This is a genomic window from Acinetobacter sp. 228, assembly GCF_048147885.1.
Genome location: NZ_JAYWYV010000008.1, coordinates 118,273 through 135,086 on the forward strand (window position 1 = coordinate 118,273; position 16,814 = coordinate 135,086).

Sequence of the window (16,814 nt, forward strand, 5' to 3'; positions counted from 1 at the left end):
ATCCTGTAGTTAAAATGCACATAGGATATAGGACATGACAAACCTAAGTAATATTGTGGAAATATTAGCAAAGCAGGCATTAGGTGGTGGACAATCGCAGCAGAAAACTTCACAACAGGGCGGTTTGGCAGATATTCTAGGCTCAGTATTAGGGCATTTAAACCAATCCAATCCTCAGCAAAATCAACAAACCCAAAATCAACAGAATCAAACCGGTCAGCAAACACGCCAAAATGGCCTGAGTGCAATCTTAGGTTCGGTCCTCAGTCAGCTAGGTGGTGCCAGTAGTCAAAGCACTTCTCAACCTCGCTCAGGTTTCAGGGGGAGTTCTACCGGCAAAACTTTGTTGATCGCCGTGTTGCCTCTGGTGTTGGCCTGGATACAAAAACAGGGTGGCTTGCAGGGTGCCTTGGACAAGCTAAAAGGCCAAGGCCTTACTCGTCAGGTAGACGATTGGGTATCGACAGGTCCCGGTGAAAATGCTCATGTTGATCCGCAGCAGGTACAAAACCTGTTCGATGAGCAGGAAGTTGAAGAGGTAGCGCAGCAAACTCATACCCCTAAGCAAGATGTATATGGTGCTATTTCACAGGTATTGCCGCAGATTATTGACTCTCTTACCCCACAAGGTGAACAGACCAGTAAGCAGGAAGCCAACAGCGATATACAAAATGTACTAAGTATGGTTTCGGGGCTTCTCAAAAAATAAATCTGTAAACTAAAATCCTGATAGCCGTCAGGATTTTGAATATGAGAAATGACCTGATATTTAATCCAGATTTAGGCTAAACAGCTGGTTAGACTTGCAGATTTTCTTGGCTATATAATGAGATTTTCTTATGCGAATAAGGATAATCTCCGATTGAAAACCAAGCTCACCAAATTCCGGTTCTACCTGTACATAATGGAGTTGCCCATATTCATCCCGTACCCGTGCTTGAGCAGAAAAACCGGGGCGGGCATTGCCACTTGAAATCGTTGCCAGCCGGCCAAGCAAATTGACATTGTTCTTTTTATATTTGGGTGGAATGACTTGATCCAGACAGTGAATCATAAAAATCGTGAAAAAGGTCGCAATGATCAAAGCGGGAATAATCAGGTAATAAGCGGGGAGAAACTTGAATTCCTGAGAATAAATCAGAAATTGCAAGACATAGCCGGCAAAGCTGAAATTCATCAGGAAAAAAAATACAATCAATGTTTTTGAAAATTTCACATTTAACAGATCAACATGCTGAAAATCATAGGGTGAAATTTTTTGCAGAATTTTACTGGGTCTCAGCCCAAAATAGAAACAAACGGTTTTCACCACGCCAAACAGAATAATCGCCAATAAGCTGAGATGGAAAGGCATCAGATTATAGTCTAGAAAAAATGCAGGCATGGTGTTGTCCGTTTTAGTCTTATTCTGAGAGGTAAATTCCACCATCAGAATGCACGGTAATCTCTACTTTTTCAAGTGATTGACCTTGGCAAGGGCCAGAAATACATTCACCGCTTTCCACCAGAAATAGTGCACCGTGCGTTGAACATTCAATAAATTCCTGATCGCGATCCAGAAACTGGTTTTCCAGAAATTCCAGTTCAACCTGCAAATGTGGGCACAAATTCTGATAGGCATAAAATGCACCATCACGTTGGGTGATGAAAATTGTATCACCATCTGGAAGCTCAAAAGAGCGTGCTTCACGCTCTGGAATGTCTTCCGTCATGCAAATTTTAAACATTAAGCACATTCCTTTCGAAAGTCTTTTAATAAGGTTGCATAGTCTTCAACTGCCAGGCGTGGACCAAATTGTGAAACTATCTGACTGGAAATAAGAATTGCCAGTTCTGCAGACGCTTGCAGACCTAAATTGGCGTTTAATCCGTACAGGAAAGCACCGGCAAAAGCATCACCAGCCCCATTTGCATCGACTGCAGTCACTTTACGGCCTGGTACTTTAAAGGTGTTCTCATGATCTGAAATAAGTGCACCTTCGGCTGACAATGTAATGACAACGTGCTGACTTAAGCTTTTCAGTTTAAGTAAAGCAGCCTCAAGACTGTCGGTTTCGGTGTACATCAAGGCTTCTTGCTGGTTACACAGTAGCAGGTCAACACCATCGCCAATCATTTCATCAAGGCCTGCACGGGCATATTGCACCATTGCTGGATCAGATAAAGTTAACGCAATTTTAACACCGTTAGTACGGGCAATTTCACGTGCCTGTTTCACAGCTTGCCGTGCGGTATCCGAAGTCGACAAATAGCCTTCAAGATAAAGCCATTTTGCTGTATTCAGTTGACTGAAATCGATTTGTGCATTGCTCAGTTCAGCCGTAATACCCAAATAGGTATGCATGGTGCGTTCAGAATCAGGGCTGACTAGTACCATACAGGTACCTGTTACACCTTCACTAATCGATTGGGTTGTAGTCTCAATGCCAGCATCATTTAAACCTTTCAGATAGATTTGCCCGAGTTCGTCATTACCGACACGGCAACCATAAAATGCAGAACCACCCAGTGCTGAAAATGCTACCGTAGTATTGGCTGCTGAACCACCAGAAGCCTGACCTTTATACACCTGAGTCGCTTGGAGATTTTGATAAAGAGTGGCCTGAGTTTCACCATCTGCAAGTTGCATGGTGCCTTTTTGCAAATGATGTGCATTTAAGAAATCATCAGAAACTTTAAATTCTTGGTCAATCAGCGCATTACCAATTGCAAAAAGATCAACATTTGCCATGTTCAAATATCACATTAAAAATGAAAGTATCAAGTTTACACGATTGCTTGGAAATGCTGTAGTTTGCTGAATCATTTTCAAATATTTCTCAAAAATGCTGTATTTTATTCAGGAGCTATCTTTGGTCTAAGTTTTGACTTATTTTTAGGCGCCGGCACTCATCAGTATTGATTTAAGTGTCAACTTTTATTTATAAGGATAATTCGGGCTTGGTATGATACTTTTAAGTCGTTCTGCGAACCTCATTTTCACAATCATTTTAAATAGCGTGCGTATATGGATATTAAAATTGTAAAAGTCGAACAACTTCCTGACCAAATCGAAGCGCTCGCAACGCTGGCGCGCAAAGAAGGCCTAGATGTGATGGATAAGTTAATTGAAGAATATCGCACTGGGAAGAACTGCTTTGCTCAAGCCAATGAGCATTTACTGATCGCACATGACGGTAAAAAACTGATTGCCTGTGGTGGCCTCAACCAGCAATGGGGCGATAATGGGATTGAGGAACGTATTGGCCGTGTGCGCCGCTTCTATGTACATCCAAAATATCGGCTACATGGGGTGGGTAAGCAGCTTTTGGCTTATCTGGAACAACTGGCACGTCCGCACTATTCCGCTTTATGCTTGCAAACCGATACCCGGCTGGCTGCCAGTTTCTATCAAAAACAGAACTATGTATTTGTTGAAAATAATCCAAGCTATAACTATTTTAAATATCTGATTGCCTAAGCTTATAGTACCTAAGCTGAATCTGGATGGTAAATTTGATGATTTAATTTTCAAATGATCAAGTTTACTTAATTCGATCAAAATCCTCGGTTTTCAACGTGAATAATTCAGATAACTAAAGCTATAATGCTCTTAGTTATTTTAATTAAAGCATTAGGAGATCGCATGACTGTAGATGTCACTGAAACCATTTCTCAAACTGTACATCCTGCGTTTCAGTTGGTACGTCAACAACATGTTGAAGCTTTAGACATTTTCGTGTCTGAATATAAACATAAAGTGACTGGCGCCACACATTATCACCTGGCGACCAATCACGATGAAAATGTCTTTCTGGTCGCATTTCGTACCCAGCCGATGGACTCTAAAGGCGAAGCGCATATTCTGGAACATACTGCATTATGCGGTTCAGAAAAGTTCCCGGTGCGCGATCCATTCTTTCTGATGATTCGCCGTTCACTGAACACCTTTATGAATGCCTTTACTGCGGCGGACTGGACTGCGTATCCATTTGCGACCCAAAACAGCAAGGATTTCCAGAACCTGCTCGAAGTGTATATGGATGCAGCATTTGCTGCGAACCTGAATCCATTGGATTTTGCTCAGGAAGGTATTCGTATTGAGCTGGAAAATGGTGAGCCTGTCTATAAAGGCGTGGTCTTTAATGAAATGAAAGGGGCGATGAGTTCGCCTTCAGATCAGCTTTATCACACGCTGGCGCATCATTTATTCCCAAATACGACTTATCACTATAATTCGGGCGGTGATCCTAAAGATATTCCTGATTTAACTTACCAAGAGTTAGTCGATTTCTATAAGTCACATTACCATCCAAGTAATGCAGTCTTCATGACTTTTGGTAATAAAACCGCATTTGAACTGCAAGAGCAGTTTGAAAATCTGGCATTGTCCAAATTTGAAAAAGGTCAGACGCTCTATCCAACACCTGAAACCCGTTTGACTGCACCATTGACGGTTACCGACAGCTATGCGGTTGATGCCGAAGACCTACAGGACAAGACCTATCATGTGCTGTCTTGGTTATTGCCGGAAGCCAGTGACATTAAATTGCGTTTAGGTATGCGTTTAGTCGAAGGAATTCTGCTCGAAGATTCAGCATCACCACTACGTCATTATCTGGAAACTTGTGGTTATGCAGATGCAACAGGTCCATTCATGGGCGTGGATGATTCTAACTTTGAAATGACTTTCTACTGTGCGGTGCAGGGTTCAAATCCTGAGCATGCAGAAGAATTTAAAAATGGTGTATTTAAGGTTCTAGAAGAGGTTGCCTCTAAACCGGTTGATCAGAACATGGTCGATGCGATCCTGCATCAAATCGAATTGCATCAGCGTGAAATCAATGGTGATGGTACGCCGTATGGTTTAAGCCTGATTCTGAGCGGTCTGGGCAGCGCGATTCATCATCGTGATCCGGTCGAAGTTTGGGATGTGGACTCTGCCATTGCTGCAGTCAAAGAAGAACTGCAAGATCCAATGTGGTTATCCAATCTGATCAAAGAACATCTGCTGGATAATCCACATCGTGTCCAATTGACGCTGGTTCCGGATGCGACCAAATCTGCCAAAGAAGCAGCGGATGAAAAAGCACGTCTGGCTGAAATTGGCAAGAATCTGACTGAAGAGCAAAAAGCTGAAATTATTGCACAGACTGAGGCATTAAATGTGCGTCAGGATACACCAGATGACTTGAACTTATTGCCGAAAGTCGGTCTGGAAGATGTGCCTGCGGAATTACAGATTGTGCAAGGTCAGTTACGCGAGATTATCTGTAACCACGTCGATACGCCATTGAACCTGTATCATGCCGGAACTAATGGTATTTATTATCAACAGGTTCTGGTTAATATTCCGGATGAAGTGGTGCAGTCGCCTTACTTTAACCTACTGTCGATCCTGATGGGTGAAGTCGGTGCGGGTGAGTATGATTATCTTGAGTTCCAGCAGCTGCAAACAGCGGTAAGCGGCGGTCTGGGCATGGGCGCGTCTTTGCGTTCGAAAGTGGATGACAAAAACAAGATTACTGCCTGGCTAACCCTGACCACCAAATCCCTGGTGAACCATCTCGATGCGATCCGTCTGTTGAAGATCGGCTTTGAACAACTCCGTTTTGATGAAAAAGACCGTATTATCGAGCTGCTACAACAGCGTAAAACACGCTGGCAGTCACGTATTTCCGGTTCTGGACATAGTTATGCGATGCAAACCGCTTCACGTCAGCATAGTGCATTGGCTTTGCGTGATTATCATAATACCGGTCTGGGTGCATTGAACTGGCTGATCGAACTGGTGTCTAAGATCGAAAAAGATCCGGCTGAATATGATCTGCTGATTGATGAATTAAAACGGATTCATCGGGTCTTGTTGCAAGCACCAAAGCAATTCCTGCTAGTGTGTGAAGAACCACAATCTGAGCATCTAATCGAAGAAATCCAGAATGTCTGGGACAAACTTGCGGTTGATCCAGCACCGGTTGCACTGACTCAAGTCGAAAAACTGACCCATGATCAGCACGAAGCTTGGTTGATTCAAGCCAATGTCCAGTTCTGTGCGGCTGCTTATCCGGCAGTTGAAGTCTCACACCCTGATGCTGCTGCATTGATGGTACTGGCGGGTTATTTACGTAATGGTTTCCTGCACAGCGCCATTCGTGAAAAAGGTGGTGCCTATGGTGGTGGTGCGAGCTATGACGGCAATGCCTGTTCGTTCCGTTTCTATAGCTATCGTGACCCACGTCTAGCAGAAACTTTCCAGGATTTTGATGCCAGTATCCAGTGGTTACTCAATGCACCACAACAGCCACACCAGTTGGAAGAAGCCATTCTGGGTCTGATTGCCAGCATGGATAAACCGGGTTCACCGGCAGGCGAAGCCATTACTGCATGTTATGCCTATCTGCATCAACGCACACCAGCGTTCCGTAAAAAGCTTCGGGAACGTTTGTTGCATGTCACGCTGGATGACTTGAAGCGTGTTGCACAGACCTATCTGGTCGAGCAGCAGGCAACCAAGGCTGTGGTGGCACCGGTAGCAAAGCGTGAAATGCTTGAGCAGCTTGGTTTTGTGATTCAACAAGTTCTATAAATAAAAAAATGAGGATAAGGAATGGCGCTTAATTCAATTAAGCGCTCAACTCTACAGCTGAGCGTTTTGCTTGGCTGTACTGTTGGGACGCAAGTGAATGCGGAAGAAACAGTAGTTAACAGCCCCATGCCGGCAACGGCCGAAGCCTGTGCCGCACTAGAAAGTAGTGCAGAGCGTCTGGCTTGCTATGATGCTTTATTTAAAATTCCGGTAACCGATAAGCCTGAAATCGTTTCTGAGCGTCGTGCTGCGGTAGAACTTGCACCTGAACCCGATAATTTGAAAGAAAAAATTGGGAAAACTGTCTCCAATATTTATGTCTCTGAAGGATCAAAGCTGACGCCGAATCTGTCTTTGCTGGATAGTCGCTGGGAACTCTCTCCGGAAAGTAAACTTGGTACCTGGAACATTCGTTCCTATCAACCGGTGTATTTGATGCCAGGTTTCTGGACATCGAAAAAAAATGAATTCCCTCAAAGTGAAAACCCGAACAATACAGAGACAGAGAAACAAAATCTCACTTCAACTGAAGCGAAGTTTCAATTGTCTTTAAAGACCAAGGCAGTTGAAAATATCTTGGGAAATAATGGTGATCTCTGGCTCGGTTATACCCAGTCTTCGCGTTGGCAGGTGTATAACTCGGAAGAATCACGTCCATTTCGTGAAACCAATTATGAACCAGAAGCCAGTTTTGTTTTGCGTACCAATTATGACCTGTTAGGTCTGAACTGGCGCATGTTAGGCCTGACTTTCAACCATCAGTCCAATGGCCGCTCTGATCCGCTATCGCGCAGTTGGAACCGGGTGATGCTGAATTTTGGTTTTGAAAAAGACAATTTTGCCCTGATGGTTCGTCCTTGGTATCGCTTTGAAGAGAAACGTGAAGACGATAACAATCCCGAGATCAAAAACTATATCGGACGCGGAGACATGACTGCATTTTATCGATATAACGAGCATGATTTTTCATTAATGCTGCGTCATACTTTAAAAGGTGGAGATGATAACCGTGGTGCAGTACAGTTTGACTGGTCATTCCCGATTAGTGGACGTTTGCGAGGTCAATTCCAGCTTTTTGACGGCTATGGCGAAAGTCTGATTGATTATAATCACCGTGCCACTTATGTGGGACTAGGAATTTCCCTGATGAACTGGTTCTAAGATTCCAGGTTTAATCATCTTAAGATTAAAAAAAACCATGCTGCGGCATGGTTTTTTTTATAGCTAATTTTAGCCAATCTGGATTTCTGAAGGAGGATGTTTTATGCGGCTCTTTTTCGGAGTTGCAATGAAATAAGCAAGTGTCAGTGGCCCTAGTCGACCTGCAAACATCAATAACATCAGAATGATTAAACTGGCTGGTTGTAATTTTTCAGTCACACCTCGAGACAAGCCGACGGTACATGCCGCCGAAACAGCCTCAAACAGCAGGTCCAGAAAATCAAGATCAGGTTCCAGAATTAATAGACTCATAAAGCCCATTATGATGAGTGCAGCAGTAATGCACACCACCGCCAAGGCTTTAAATGTGGTTTTCTCCGGAATAGAGTGATTAAACACCCGGATTTCATCTTCGCGTCTTAAAAAACTGATGACACTTATTACCACAATAATAAACGTTCCGACCTTGATGCCGCCTGCAGTACTTAAGGAGCCGCCCCCGATAAACATGAGCAGCATGGTAACGAGACTGGATGCATCGCTCATTTGTTCCATTGGCAAGCTATTAAAACCCGAAGAGCGGGGAACCGTAGCATGGAACCAGGCATTTACGGCCTGATCGCCTAAACTCATCAGGCCTAAAGTTTGCGGATTAGAGGCCTCTAATAGCCAGAGTACGATAAACGCACTTAAGTTAAGACCCAGAATAGTAGAGAGGATCAGCTTGCTGTTAGTACTTAACTTGCGCCAGCGCTTGTTTTTTTTAACATCCATCAACACCAAAAAGCCAATACCCCCAATGATATACAACATGCTGATAGTAAAAGTAATTAAATACTGGCCGGAAAAACTCATCAAGCTGTTGGGGAAGAGTGAAAATCCACCATTATTAAAAGCTGAAACGCTATAAAAGGCTGCATAAAATAATGCATCGCTGAACTGATATTCTTTGAGCCACGCCAAAGTCAGAATCAGCGTACCGATTGCTTCAAAAAACAGTGAATATAAAAACACGGCTTTAATGGTAAAACTGACTTTTTTCAGACTCGTTTGCCCGATAGATTCCTGAGCCATGACTTGCTGCTTCAGTCCCATTTTTGGTGCCAGACTCATTACTGCCAGAATGGCAAAAGTCATAAAACCCAAACCACCGCATTGCAACAAAAACATAATGACGATCTGCCCGAATACCGTATAGGCTTCACCGACATTCACCACCGATAGTCCGGTGATGGTGACTGCTGAAGTTGCGGTAAAAATGGCTTCTAGCCAGCTGATTTCTCCCTGATGTGCAATGGGCATCATCAATAGCAGCGAACCGATCAGAATCAATCCGAGAAATCCTAAAGCCAGTAAGCTTGGAGGACTGAGATTAATCGTCCTGTGTTGCTTTAAGTTAGAATTTTTCATAGATGTCTAAAGTATTTAGAAAGATGGCGCAAAGGCTCTAATAATCCTTCAACCACAAGAATATCGCCTTTCTGAAGAACCTGATTGGCATCTACGTGATATTGCAGGGTAGACCCGCGCTTATGTAATAAAGTAGTAATTTCAGGCCCATGCTTCATCAATTGATTCAATGGCATACCATGCTGTTCAGCATGAATTTCAATTTTGACAATATAGTGATCATCCTCAAGCGCCATATAGCGACTGACCATCGGATAGCTTAATGACTGGGCCACCCGAACTCCCATATCTTCTTCAGGGTGAATGATTTTTTCAACATTAAGATGGGTCAGAATCATGTGATGGGATTTTGATTTCGCTTTCGCCCATATTTTCTTGACACCCATATTTTTTAAGTGCAATACACACAGAATACTGGCTTCAATATCCTCTCCAATTGCCACCACAGCAGCATCACAGCGCTGAATATTCAGCTCGTCGAGTACATGTTCATCGGTTGCATCGGCAATCACGGCATGGGTTAGCTGATCAGAAATGTTTTCTACATATTTTTTATTCAGATCGATCCCGATCACTTCATGATTCAGGCTGATCAGCTGTGTGGCCACTGTGGCACCGAAACTGCCAAGCCCAATGACTGCAAATAATGCCATGGATTGTCCTTCGTTATCTTTATGTCATTCGTTATATTCGCTATGGTAATAAGAAGGCGATTCTTCAGCTATAGTCTTTAGGTAAAAATAGTACAAATCTTTGAAGTATTTACGCTTCTTTCATATGAAGTACAGATTGAAAATTTGGACAGTCAGACATAACCTGACGATGTGTATATAAGGTTCCATAACTATTTTGGATGATGTATTCGAATTCATGATGATCATCTTTCATGATATTGAGTGTGGCTTGGTGTTTGAGTTGAGGATAAGTTTTTAGATTGTCGATTGCGGCACAAGAAAAGCTTTTCACAAAAGCTGAAATTTTAGGATCTAATTTCACTTCTTTATAATGATCTAGAAAAATATAAACAACGAATTTGGGATACTGGTTGAGTATTTCTGAATGTGCCTCTATACCTGCGATGTTGCTGAGGTTATTTGCGGTCGCATTACTGGGAATATTTTTCATATTTGTTCGAACACGATCTTCTTCTTGATTTAATTTGTATGCTGGATAGCCGTATAAATAGACAAATAAAGTGGTGAGCAAAATAATAATAAAAGTAATATTCATATCTTAAGATTCTGTTTTTGTAGTTATTTATCATTATAACAAGATTGAAAATTAATGGATAATTGGTGTTTTCATTGATGATGCACTTTTAAATCTACATAAAATATTATCCTAAAAAAACCGCCTCAAAAGGCGGCTTATATTTGGAAGAATTACTTCAAGAAACGTTGATAACCGAGATTATTAGTAATTTCCTGATAAGGATAGGTAATGGTTTCGAGAGTTTCGATCAAGCCGTCCGGATTCTGTTGAGCATCGGTTGCTTCAAGACCCACCAGAACACGTCCTTCAGCAGCACCGTGGTTACGGTAGTGGAACAGGGTAATGTTATGGGTCGGACCAAGACGTTCCAGGAACATCAGTAAAGCACCAGGACGTTCCGGGAATTCCACACGGAACAGGCGTTCATTTTCAATATCGGCATGACCGCCGATCAGGTAACGGATATGCAGTTTGGCCACTTCATCATCAGAGAGATCGTCAACGTCATACTGGAACTTTAAGGCTTCATAAATTTCCTGACGTTCTTTCTCGCCATTTTTCAGACTGATGCCGACAAATACCTGCGCAGCAGAAGCATCGCTGGCACGGTAGTTAAATTCAGTAATATTACGACCTTGCAAGGCACGGCAGAAACTCAGGAATGAACCTTTCTGTTCCGGAATGGTCACGGCAAAGATTGCTTCTTTACGCTCGCCCAGTTCGGTACGTTCCGCGATATAACGTAAACGGTCGAAGTTCATGTTGGCGCCGCAGACAATCGACACCATGTTTTTCCCTTCGATGCTATGTTCAGTCACGTATTTTTTGATGCCGGCCAGTGCCATTGCACCTGATGGCTCTACGATACTACGGCACTCGTCATAGGTATCTTTAATGGCAGCACAGATTTCATCAGTATTCACCAGCACCACCTCGGGTTCCACGATTGGGCCAGAATTGTCCGATTTTTGCAGACGGATTACATCAAATGGTTTTTCACCAATTTGGGCTACCGCTGTCCCATCAGCAAATAATCCAACAGATGGAAGAATTACGCGCTCATTGGCTTCAAATGCAGCTTTTAAACAGGCAGACTCATCATATTCCACGGGAATAACTTTGACGTGTGGTGCGACATCACCTAAGTAAGCTGCGACACCTGCGATCAGGCCGCCACCGCCAACTGCAACAAACACGTAGTCCACATCACGCCATTGACGCAGAATTTCATTGGCAATCGTACCTTGGCCTGCAATCACCAGTTCATCGTCATAGGGCGGAATAAAGGTCATGCCATCTTCTTGGGCACGTTGAATCGCATATTTATTGGCAACATCAAATGAATCGCCATGTAAAACTACTTCGCCACCGAGACGTTTAACTGCCTGTACTTTGATATCAGGTGTGGTTTTAGGCATCACAATAATCGCGCGTATACCTAGCTTTTTCCCTGAAAGTGCCACGCCTTGTGCATGGTTGCCTGCTGAAGCAGTGATAACGCCACGTTCCATTTGCGATTTCGGTAATTGACTAATACGGTTATAAGCACCGCGTAGCTTGAATGAAAAAACCGGTTGTAAATCTTCACGTTTAAAGCGGATGTTATTATTGAGTCGTTCGCTAATTCGTGGCGCTGCTTCGAGTGGGGTTTCGATTGCAACATCATAGACCGTTGCTTGTAAAATTTGTCGAACCAAACGAGACAGCATGTTAATTTTCCATCTAACAGTTTAAAATAGGGGCTTATTGTAACAAACCAGACAGCTTTGCGGTTCGAAAATACTGCAAAAGTCCAAAATAGTTGAGTGAAGCCATGAGTCTATATGCAACCCAAGATGAGAAAAAGCAAGCTGCAGCCAAAGCGGCTTTAAAACACTTGCCAAAAGGGGGTATTTTAGGCGTAGGTACAGGTAGCACTGTGAACTTTTTAATTGAGCTTTTACCTGAGCTGCAATTGGAAGCTGCGGTAGCCAGTTCGGAAGCGACAGCACAGCGCCTGAAAAAGCTCGGCATTGAAGTTGTTGATATGAACAGCGTGGGTGGTCTAGATGCCTATGTCGATGGTGCGGACGAAATTGACCGTCATATGCATATGATCAAAGGTGGTGGCGCAGCACTGACTCGCGAAAAAATTGTTGCCTCTATCGCGAAAAAATTCGTGTGTATCGTAGATGATTCAAAATGGGTAGGGCAATTAGGCCGTGAATTCCCGCTTCCGGTAGAAGTGATTCCGATGGCACGTTCTGCAGTAGCGCGTAAACTGGTCGCTTTAGGTGGAGATCCTGCGTATCGTGAAGGTGTGGTAACTGATAACGGTAACGTGATTTTAGATGTTTATAACCTGAATATCCTGAATGCACTTGAGCTTGAAAAAACCATCAATGATATTCCTGGGGTAGTGTGTAACGGTATCTTTGCGATCAACAAAGCAGATATCGCAATTGTCGCGACTGATAATGGAATTGAAGAGCGTACAGCGGTTTAAGATTTGATCACCTTTTTTCATGCCTTAAGTTTTCTCCTTCTAGGAGAAAATGTAAAAGAGGTGGTAGAAAATAGAAAGAAGTGAGTTTATCGTAAATAAATCTACCCAAACTCTGAGTAAAAGTTCTGCTTTAACTTTTATGCAAGAAAAGCTCGTTATTACATATTTTTATAAAGGCTTTTCTCCCTCCTTTAACAAAGGAGGGTTGGGGAGGATTAAAAAAATGATTAAATATAAAAAATGACCTTATCCGACTTACCCGAAATTCAAATCACCCGAAATGTCCGTTCAACACGGCTGCGTTTGCGTGTCGATGCGAGCCAGATCCGTCTTACCGCTCCAGTTTTTTGCAGCAAAAAACAGATACGGCATTTTATTGAGCAATCTGAAAGCTGGCTGATTAAAACCTGGCAATCCCAGCAAGAAAAAATCGAAAATATTGACCGGACGCTACCGAGTGAGCTGCGGTTATTCAATCTAAAAGAACCTGTACAAATTTCTTATCAAAGCCAGAAGAACAACTTCATTTTTGATCATAAAAATTTACAGCTTTGGATCAGTGACCGACATCCTGAAGAATATTTAAAGGCTTTTGTGATTGCCTACGCAAAAAAACAGCTTCCTCCATATTTAAAGCTTGTCTCGCAGCAATGTGATTTGCCATTCAGTATTTGCAACATTCGGCAGCCCAAAACCCGATGGGGTAGCTGCTCTGCCAGGTATGACATTATGTTGAATAGCGCGCTGGTATTGTTTCCTGAAAATATCACGCGTTATGTTGCTATACATGAACTGGCGCATACTAAACATTTTGATCATAGCCCACGCTTCTGGACAGAAGTGGCGAAGCATGATCCAGAATTTAAAATTCATCGTCAATTGTTAAAAACTACACCTTTACCGTATTGGTGGCATCAAATTTAATCTAATTCTAATTTTTAGATATTTATTTGAGATAAAAATATGATGGATGTTTGAACAATTTCTGCATCCCTTATGAGAATAGATTATTTTTAAATCATATATCACTTTTCTAGAATGCCTTCAATTTAAACAGATCGCATTGGTTTTTTCACTGCGGTTATTGGATGGGGAAACCGCGATGGTTTATTCTAGATTTTTATGTGTTTTCTCTTTAATTTTTAGCGTACTTTTAAGCGCTTGTAGCAAGCCTGATAATGCACAATCTTCACCAGAAGCAGATGATGCGGTTTATAAAGCCGAGAATGTACGTATCGGCTATCAACGTTCATCTACTTTAATGACTTTACTTAAAGAGTCTGGTGAACTTGAGAAAAAACTGGCTGAAAAAAATGTCAAAGTCAGCTGGCACGAATTTACCAGTGGTCAACCGCTGTTAGAAGCGCTTAATGTAGGAAGTGTAGATGTGACTGCAGATGTGGCAGATACGGTTCCTGTATTCGCACAGGCGGCTCAAGCAAAACTCACTTATTATGCAAAAGAAACTGCATCTCCAAATGCACAAGCAATTTTAATTCCGAAAAACTCAAAAATTCAAACTATTGCAGATTTAAAAGGCAAGAAAATTGCAGTAACCAAAGCTGCTGGTAGCCATTATTTACTCATCGCAGCCTTAAACCAAGCAGGTTTAAGTTTCAAAGACATTACGCCAGCATGGTTAAGTCCGGCAGATGGCCGTGCAGCATTTGAACATGGCGGTGTAGATGCATGGGTGACATGGGAGCCGTATGTTTCAAGTGGTACAGTGCTTCAGAATGCAAAAGTTTTGGCATCAGGTGAAGGTCTTGCAAATTATATTCGTTACTACTTGACTGCTCAGAAATTTGCACAGGAAAATCCGGCGATTCTCAATACCATCATTCAAACACTTGAAGAAAAAGCAGCTTGGGTGAAGGCAAACCCTGAGGATGCAGCAAAAATTTTGGCGCCATTATGGGGTAACTTGCCTACAGACGTTGTACTTCAAGCCAATGCTAATCGTAGCTATAACGTGCAAAACGTTATTGCAGAAGATATGGCGGAACAGCAACAGATTTCTGATGCATTCTTTAATGAAAAGCTAATTCCACACACCATCGATGCAAAAGCATCCGACATTTTTAAAGCGAAATAAACTTTTAGAAGTCTCAATTCATATTGAGACTTCTAATATTTAATAAAATAGCCTAAGCAAATCTGAGTCATTTATGTCAAATATTCCAGCATTAAATGCTGTTCAAATCCGAGAAATTTTACTGGCGGGTAAAGAAATCGCTATTGTCGATTTACGTGAGGAGCACATTTATGCTCAAGCACATCCTTTGTTTGCCAGCAATATTTCCCTATCACGTTTAGAAGTAGAAATCTTAAATCGTGTTCCACGCTTAGAAACGACAGTCGTTCTTTATGATGATAATGATGGTCGGGTTGAACGCGCAGCAGAAAAATTAGCACAGTATGGCTACACCCAGGTTTATGTCCTGGCAGGCGGAGTCAGAGCCTGGCAGCAGGAGGGTGGTGAGTTATTTATTGATGTGAACTCTGCGAGTAAAGCATTTGGTGAATGGGTAGAGCACTTTAAACATACGCCGTCTCTAAGTGCAGAAGATGTACAGGCTAAAATCGATGCGAATGATAATATTATTATCCTAGATGCACGTCGTTTCGATGAATATCAGACTATGAGTATCCCAACCGGGAGAAGCGTACCGGGTGCTGAACTGGTTTTACGTGCACCAGCCTTGGTCAAAAATGAAAATACCACGATTCTTGTAAATTGCGCTGGACGAACCCGGAGTATTATTGGCACCCAGTCTTTAATCAATGCCAAAATCCCACATCCTGTTTATGCATTGCGGAATGGGACTATTGGCTGGACGTTAGCAGGCCAGAACTTAGAGCACGGTCAGCAACGCTCGTATAAAGATCAAATTGCTCCAATATCAGAGCAACAGGTTTTTAGTGCTAAAGAACTGGCAGAAAAAGCCCATGTCAAAACCATTACCCTAGAACAACTACAGGAATTTAAAACAGAGACGACGCGTACGACGTATATTTTTGATGTACGTGATGAAGAGGAATATATACAGGGACATTTACCTGAATCACGATGGGTTGCGGGTGGTCAACTGGTACAGGAAACCGATCATACTGCTGCAGTACGGGGTGCACGAATTGTCTTAATTGATCACCTTTTGGTGAGAGCATATATGACGGCATCTTGGTTGGGGCAGATGAACTGGGAGGTGTATGTACTAGAGACAGATTTTAATCAGGTCCTCACAGAACAGGGCGTTTGGAAATCGAAACTGCCAAATGTGCATTTAGCCCAGACTATTTCGGCTAAAGACTTAAATCACTTCGCGAAAGAGGATATTGCTATTTGGGATGTCTCCACCTTTGCAAACTATAAGCAAGGCCATTTACCCGGTGCACAATGGTTATTAAAAGCTGACGCGATTCAAAAGATTCAGGAGCCCGAATTTCAATCCAAAAAAGTAATTGTGCTGACCTGTAGCACGGCAATTTTGGCGCAATATGCTGCTGAGGAAATTGCACCGTATTTAGCTCAAGAACAGAAAATATGGGTACTCGATGGCGGCAACACGGGCTGGCAACAAGCAGGCTTTGAATTAACCTCTGATGATATCCGAGCCTTATCCCCACAAATTGACCGTTATAAGCGGCCGTATGAAGGAACTGACAACGCTTTGGAAGCGATGCAGGCATATTTGGATTGGGAATACGGTTTGGTCGATCAATTAACGAAAGATGCAACCCATGGTTTTTTTGTTGTCTAATGTATCAAGTCAAATAAAACCGCACATGCGGTTTTATTTTTTAATTAAAATAGCCTAAGCATTTTAGTACAGTTTATTGTTAGCCTTTTAAATTTTAGGTTAAACTCCAAAGATAACAAAAACAATATCAGATTCTAATATGATAGGACTTACGCACTATTATTTATAGATTTTCTGTGGCAGCAGATGATTCTTATCGAGAATAAATTCATCAATAAAG

General features: G+C 42.4%; 15 protein-coding genes. 8 read left to right on the plus strand and 7 right to left on the minus strand.

Features of this window, described 5'->3' with window-relative positions; all coding sequences use genetic code 11:
- Positions 1–34: 34 nt before the first annotated feature.
- On the plus strand, positions 35–709 hold the full coding sequence (locus VXQ92_RS08500; protein WP_416681097.1) for a YidB family protein: 675 nt from the start codon (positions 35–37) through the stop codon (positions 707–709).
- A gap of 60 nt (positions 710–769) precedes the next feature.
- On the opposite strand, the gene VXQ92_RS08505 is transcribed toward VXQ92_RS08500, so the two are convergent.
- The 3 genes from VXQ92_RS08505 to VXQ92_RS08515 are packed head-to-tail and all read right to left on the minus strand — an operon-like array spanning position 770 to position 2,731.
- Positions 770–1,384 (minus strand): OB-fold-containig protein, encoded by a 615-nt coding sequence (locus VXQ92_RS08505; protein ID WP_064096085.1) that lies wholly within the window; start codon positions 1,382–1,384, stop codon positions 770–772.
- A 19-nt stretch (positions 1,385–1,403) separates the two neighbouring features.
- A complete protein-coding gene (locus tag VXQ92_RS08510; RefSeq protein ID WP_171486361.1) occupies positions 1,404–1,712 on the minus strand; it encodes a Rieske (2Fe-2S) protein in 309 nt (102 codons plus the stop codon).
- 14 nt (positions 1,713–1,726) lie between these two features.
- On the minus strand, positions 1,727–2,731 hold the full coding sequence (locus VXQ92_RS08515) for an adenosine kinase (RefSeq protein WP_416681098.1): 1,005 nt from the start codon (positions 2,729–2,731) through the stop codon (positions 1,727–1,729).
- A 276-nt stretch (positions 2,732–3,007) separates the two neighbouring features.
- Between VXQ92_RS08515 and VXQ92_RS08520 the strand changes: the two genes are divergently transcribed.
- The 3 genes from VXQ92_RS08520 (at position 3,008) to VXQ92_RS08530 (ending at position 7,726) form a co-directional block, all read left to right on the plus strand.
- On the plus strand, positions 3,008–3,460 hold the full coding sequence (locus VXQ92_RS08520) for a GNAT family N-acetyltransferase (RefSeq protein WP_144723977.1): 453 nt from the start codon (positions 3,008–3,010) through the stop codon (positions 3,458–3,460).
- 165 nt (positions 3,461–3,625) lie between these two features.
- Positions 3,626–6,565: an insulinase family protein gene (locus VXQ92_RS08525; RefSeq protein WP_416681099.1), complete on the plus strand. Its 2,940-nt coding sequence runs from the start codon at positions 3,626–3,628 to the stop codon at positions 6,563–6,565.
- A 21-nt stretch (positions 6,566–6,586) separates the two neighbouring features.
- Positions 6,587–7,726 (plus strand): phospholipase A, encoded by a 1,140-nt coding sequence (locus VXQ92_RS08530; protein WP_064096090.1) that lies wholly within the window; start codon positions 6,587–6,589, stop codon positions 7,724–7,726.
- A 69-nt stretch (positions 7,727–7,795) separates the two neighbouring features.
- Here the strand turns inward: VXQ92_RS08530 and VXQ92_RS08535 are convergent, their stop codons facing one another.
- The 4 genes from VXQ92_RS08535 to ilvA all read right to left on the minus strand — a co-directional run bounded on the left by VXQ92_RS08535 (position 7,796) and on the right by ilvA (position 12,057).
- The gene (locus VXQ92_RS08535) at positions 7,796–9,136 is read right to left on the minus strand and encodes a TrkH family potassium uptake protein (protein ID WP_416681100.1); all 1,341 of its coding nucleotides are present in this window, start codon (positions 9,134–9,136) and stop codon (positions 7,796–7,798) included.
- Positions 9,133–9,789, minus strand: coding sequence for a potassium channel family protein (locus VXQ92_RS08540; protein WP_416681101.1), 657 nt, complete (start codon positions 9,787–9,789; stop codon positions 9,133–9,135). Before VXQ92_RS08540 ends, VXQ92_RS08535 begins: the two co-directional genes overlap by 4 nt.
- A 109-nt stretch (positions 9,790–9,898) precedes the next feature.
- The gene (locus tag VXQ92_RS08545) at positions 9,899–10,366 is read right to left on the minus strand and encodes a hypothetical protein (RefSeq protein WP_416681102.1); all 468 of its coding nucleotides are present in this window, start codon (positions 10,364–10,366) and stop codon (positions 9,899–9,901) included.
- Between the two features lie 152 nt (positions 10,367–10,518).
- Entirely contained in the window at positions 10,519–12,057 is a 1,539-nt protein-coding gene (ilvA, locus tag VXQ92_RS08550; RefSeq protein ID WP_144725380.1) for a threonine ammonia-lyase, biosynthetic, read from the minus strand.
- A 104-nt stretch (positions 12,058–12,161) separates the two neighbouring features.
- Here ilvA and rpiA point away from each other — a divergent pair, with 104 nt between their 5' ends.
- The 4 genes from rpiA to VXQ92_RS08570 all read left to right on the plus strand — a co-directional run bounded on the left by rpiA (position 12,162) and on the right by VXQ92_RS08570 (position 16,594).
- Positions 12,162–12,833, plus strand: a complete 672-nt coding sequence (gene rpiA, locus VXQ92_RS08555; protein ID WP_064096095.1) for a ribose-5-phosphate isomerase RpiA — start codon at positions 12,162–12,164, stop codon at positions 12,831–12,833.
- Between the two features lie 240 nt (positions 12,834–13,073).
- A complete protein-coding gene (locus VXQ92_RS08560; protein ID WP_191731169.1) occupies positions 13,074–13,757 on the plus strand; it encodes a M48 family metallopeptidase in 684 nt (227 codons plus the stop codon).
- 178 nt (positions 13,758–13,935) lie between these two features.
- Positions 13,936–14,928, plus strand: a complete 993-nt coding sequence (locus tag VXQ92_RS08565; protein ID WP_416681103.1) for an aliphatic sulfonate ABC transporter substrate-binding protein — start codon at positions 13,936–13,938, stop codon at positions 14,926–14,928.
- A 73-nt stretch (positions 14,929–15,001) separates the two neighbouring features.
- Complete coding sequence (locus VXQ92_RS08570; RefSeq protein ID WP_416681104.1) at positions 15,002–16,594, plus strand: rhodanese-like domain-containing protein; 1,593 nt, start codon at positions 15,002–15,004, stop codon at positions 16,592–16,594.
- Positions 16,595–16,814: the final 220 nt, after the last annotated feature.